Raw genomic sequence first — 3,983 nt, forward strand, 5'->3', positions numbered from 1 at the left:
AGATCAGCGACTTGGGCAGCCGTTCGGCCAGTTCGGACGGACGCGCAAGACTCGGCAGATGCGCGGCCAGGGTGAGCGTGCAGCTTCGGGGCTCCGGTTGCGTCGTCTCCGGGCGTCCGGACGTCCCGAGCCGTCCGGTCCCCTCGAGTCGTTCGGACATCCCGAGCCGTTCGGACCCCTCAAGCCGTTCGGACGTCCCGGGCGGGCGATCGACGGCAAACCAGCAGGCGCGCCGGCCGATCTCGTCGCAGGTGCCCTCGATCAGCAGGCCGCCGGCGACGATCCGGTCGAGCATCGCCGCCCAGGCCGGGCCGACCGCCGCCTCCTCATACTGGCGCAGCACGTTCATCGCACGGACGAACACCGGGCGCAGCCCGGCGAGCTCGAAGCCGCCGCGGGCAAAAGCCAGCCCCGGAGGACGCGCGGCCGCCGCAGCCACCCGCTCCCGGTCGATCTCCAGCCCGACGACCCGAACGTCAGGCCGGACGCGGCTGAGCCGCTCGTACAGCTCCACCGTGGTGACCGGTGACGAACCGTAACCGAGATCGACGACAAGCGGGCTAGGGGCGGCGCGCAGCCGGGCTGCCTGCGTCCCGACGATCCAACGATCGACCCGGCGCAGGCGGTTGGGACCGGTCGTCCCGCGGGTCGCAAGCCCCAGCGCTCTGGCGCGGCCCGCGGCCAGCCGCGGCTCGCGGCGGCGGGCGGGGGAAGTACCTGACACGCATTCACGATCGCAGAGCCGGTCGGGCACCAGGTCCCCAGGGCCTGCGGCCAGGTGCGGAAAACCATGATGCACGCTCCGGCCGTCCGGCTGTCCGGCCATCCGCGCACCGGCGGCCCCTGGCCGACCTCCGAGGTCGGAAAAAATCCGGTGAATCTCACCTATCGTGCAACTGCCTCACTGCCTCGCCCGCTGGCAGGATGAATCCGGGTGCCCGCTGGGAGAGGGACCACGACGGACCGACGGTGATGTCAGCACAACATGGTCGGCAAACCCAGATGGAGACATCCGGTGACGGACCGCGGTCGCGGCCGCCCCGCGCTGGCGGGGGCGAGGCGGGTGCAGCCGGATGGGTCCGGGCATGCAGCCCCCGGATCGGTTGTTCGCAGAACCGGGCCGTCCGGTGGTCTGTGAGTCCAGGTCGGTGTGGAGGTGGTCGGTGCGTCGGGTCCGGTTGGGCTCCCCCCGTCGGGTCGCCATGCTGTCGATGCACACGTCGCCGCTGGAACAGCCGGGCACCGGCGATGCCGGCGGCATGAACGTGTATGTGGTGGAGCTGTCCCGGCAGCTGGCCCTGCTCGGCACCGAAGTGGAGATCTTCACCCGGGCCACCAGCAGCAAGGTGCATCCGGCGGTCACGCTCGCGCCGGGAGTCACGGTGCGCCATGTCGCAGCCGGGCCGTTCGAAGACGTCGGCCGGGAGGATCTTCCTGCCTGGCTGTGTGCCTTCACCGCGGCCGTGCTTCGGGTCGAGGCCGCACACGAACCCGGCTGGTTCGACGTCATCCACTCGCACTATTGGCTTTCCGGCCAGGTTGGGCTCGCGGTCGCGAGCAGGTGGGCTGTCCCACTGGTACACACCGCCCACACCCTGGCGAAGGTGAAGAACAGCGCGCTCGCCGACGGCGACCGCCCTGATCCACCACATCGCATCACGGGCGAGCAGGGAGTCGTCGACGGCTCGAACCGACTGATCGCATCCACCGAGGACGAACGGCGCCATCTGGTCGATCTCTACGACGCCGACCCCGACCTGGTCGACGTGGTGGCGCCCGGTGTCGACCTGGAGGTGTTCCGTCCCGGGGACACCTCGGCGGCGCGCAGCCGCATCGGTATTCCGCCGGACGCGCTGCTGTTGCTCTTCGTGGGGCGTATCCAGCCGCTGAAGGCGCCCGACATGCTGCTGCACGCCACTGCGCACCTGCTGGCGCGTGAACCGGCGTTGCGTGACCGCCTGATCGTCGCGGTGGTCGGCGGGCCCAGCGGATCCGGCCTGGACCGCCCTGACGCGCTGGTGAAGCTCGCGGCCGAGCTCGGTATCTCCGACATCGTCCGGTTGCAGCCGCCGGTGCCACAGCCGGAACTCGCCGACTGGTACCGGGCCGCAAGCGCAGTCGTCGTTCCCAGCCACAGCGAGAGCTTCGGCCTGGTCGCGCTGGAGGCCCAGGCGTGCGGGACGCCGGTCATCGCGGCCGCGGTCGGCGGATTACGGACAGCGGTCCGCCACGACGTCTCCGGCATCCTGGTGGCAGAACGCGACCCGGCCGCCTACGCGGACGCCCTGGCCCAGGTTGTCGGTCAACCGCGCCGCCGGCGGCGGCTGGCTGCCGGCGCGGTCGCACGGGCAGTGGAGTTCGGCTGGTCCACGACAGCACGTGGTGTTCTCGCCGGTTACCGTAACGCTTCGACACCGGTTATCGTCCCGGCGACGGCCTGACACCCGTACGTTAGACGTTGTTGGCCTGACCTCGGAATCTCCGGTGGCCACGGTAATGATCCAGCCGTTCGATCCGTGAGGATCATGGTGGAGGTGGAAGCCGGTGTCACTATCTGTCGACAGCGCCGAACGGGCACGCATCGACCGCCTGATCGACGATGCCCTCGACGACATGGACCTGCCCTACGAGCGGGTGGGCGAGGGATCGTTCCTTGTCACCCTGGAGGGCGAGCACAGACTCCGGACGATGACCTGGCTGGTGGTGGGAGATCACACGCTGCTCATCGAGGCGTTCTTCATGCGCAGACCCGCCGAGAATCCGGCGGGCACGTACGCGTTCCTGCTGGGACGCAACGCGAAGACCTACGGTGTGCACTTCTCGGTGGACCTGGCCGGTGACGTCTACCTCACCGGCCAGCTCCCGCTGACGGCAGTCACCGCCGACGAGATCGACCGTGTGCTCGGCTGCACCCGCACCTATTCGGACGAGAACTTCGATCCGGCGGTCGCCCTCGGGTTCGCCGGCGCCATCGAGCGGGAGAAGGCCTGGCGCGCCCGGATCGCCGCCGAAGCCGGCTCCCGGATGCGCGGCTGAAACCGCTGGCGACCCGGACGAAGCCGGCCATCGCAGACCCCTGCGGCAAGCCCGGTCACGCCGGGCCGGCAGCCGGTGGGCTGTTCCGTACCCGGTCGGTGGGCTGCTCCTACCCGTCAAGACGAGTCGGTGGGCTGCACCCGCTGCAGACGGGCGGACAGGTGCGACTGGAGCGGTTTACCCTCGGCTTCCATGTCGATGGCGTAGGCAAGGTCACCGTCGGCAACGAGACCGTACAACCGCTGGGAACGGTCCACCCGGCGTGCGGTGGCAGTCCGGATCACGACGTTGGACCGCAGGTCCACCCGCGTCCCGACGACGTCCCCGACGTAGATCTCGCTGATGCCGAAGGGGTGGGCGAGCATGACCTCCACCGTGGGCGGTCCGTCACCGTCCCCGGGCTGCACCCGCCAGAAACCGACCTCGGTCGCCAGCGGACTGCCCTCGCTGCGCCCGTCCCGGGGCTCGCCAATCCACCAGGTCCGGGACGTGTAGGAAAGGGCAGGACGCCCGGTGCTGGAAAACACGATCTCCTGGCCGTAGCGGAAACCGTCCATCCCCTCGTAGCCGCCGACGCCCTCGCCTCGCCAGGTACCCAGGAGAAAAGCGATCGGCAGCAGGCTCGAATGCAGGTCGACCACCGGCCCGGGCCGCACGGTCACGTCCGTACGGCGAAAACGGACGCGGACGCGGCAAGAAGGCTCAACGCTGACCCGAGTACAGCTTGTACACCGCGTACACGGAGAACCACCCGATGAGCACCGCCACAAAGATCAACAGGGCGGTGAAAAATATTTCCAGCACCGGACCAGCCTAGCCTGACGGCACCCCTTCCCGCCCCGCTGGCTCCGGCTCTGTGACGTCAACCAAGTCGGACAGCGGTCCGGGGACCTGGGCCACCCGGACGCGACCGGACGCGACCGGACGCGACCGGACGCGACCGGACG

The 3,983-nt window shown here is 69.8% G+C and carries 4 protein-coding genes; 2 read left to right on the forward strand and 2 right to left on the reverse strand.

Features of this window, described 5'->3' with window-relative positions:
• On the reverse strand, nucleotides 1-724 hold a 724-nt coding region (locus DD1DGNOD_RS23910; RefSeq protein ID WP_206443393.1), incomplete at its 3' end, for a class I SAM-dependent methyltransferase.
• Between the two features lie 478 nt (nucleotides 725-1,202).
• On the opposite strand from DD1DGNOD_RS23910, the gene mshA reads away from it, so the two are divergent.
• Both mshA and DD1DGNOD_RS23920 read left to right on the forward strand, forming a co-directional pair.
• Nucleotides 1,203-2,441, forward strand: a complete 1,239-nt coding sequence (mshA, locus tag DD1DGNOD_RS23915) for a D-inositol-3-phosphate glycosyltransferase (protein ID WP_241255949.1) — start codon at nucleotides 1,203-1,205, stop codon at nucleotides 2,439-2,441.
• Between the two features lie 103 nt (nucleotides 2,442-2,544).
• Nucleotides 2,545-3,036, forward strand: a complete 492-nt coding sequence (locus DD1DGNOD_RS23920; protein WP_131771079.1) for a YbjN domain-containing protein — start codon at nucleotides 2,545-2,547, stop codon at nucleotides 3,034-3,036.
• 116 nt (nucleotides 3,037-3,152) lie between these two features.
• Here the strand turns inward: DD1DGNOD_RS23920 and DD1DGNOD_RS23925 are convergent, their stop codons facing one another.
• On the reverse strand, nucleotides 3,153-3,692 hold the full coding sequence (locus tag DD1DGNOD_RS23925; RefSeq protein WP_131771081.1) for an FABP family protein: 540 nt from the start codon (nucleotides 3,690-3,692) through the stop codon (nucleotides 3,153-3,155).
• Between the last annotated feature and the right edge of the window lie 291 nt (nucleotides 3,693-3,983).

Source organism: Candidatus Protofrankia californiensis (genome assembly GCF_900634765.1).
GTDB lineage: Bacteria > Actinomycetota > Actinomycetes > Frankiales > Frankiaceae > Protofrankia > Protofrankia californiensis.

Bases quoted from the DNA above. Each gene is read 5' to 3' on its own strand.
- mshA (WP_241255949.1), top strand. From the start codon at position 1,203: ATGCTGTCGATGCACACGTCGCCGCTGGAACAGCCGGGCACCGGCGAT.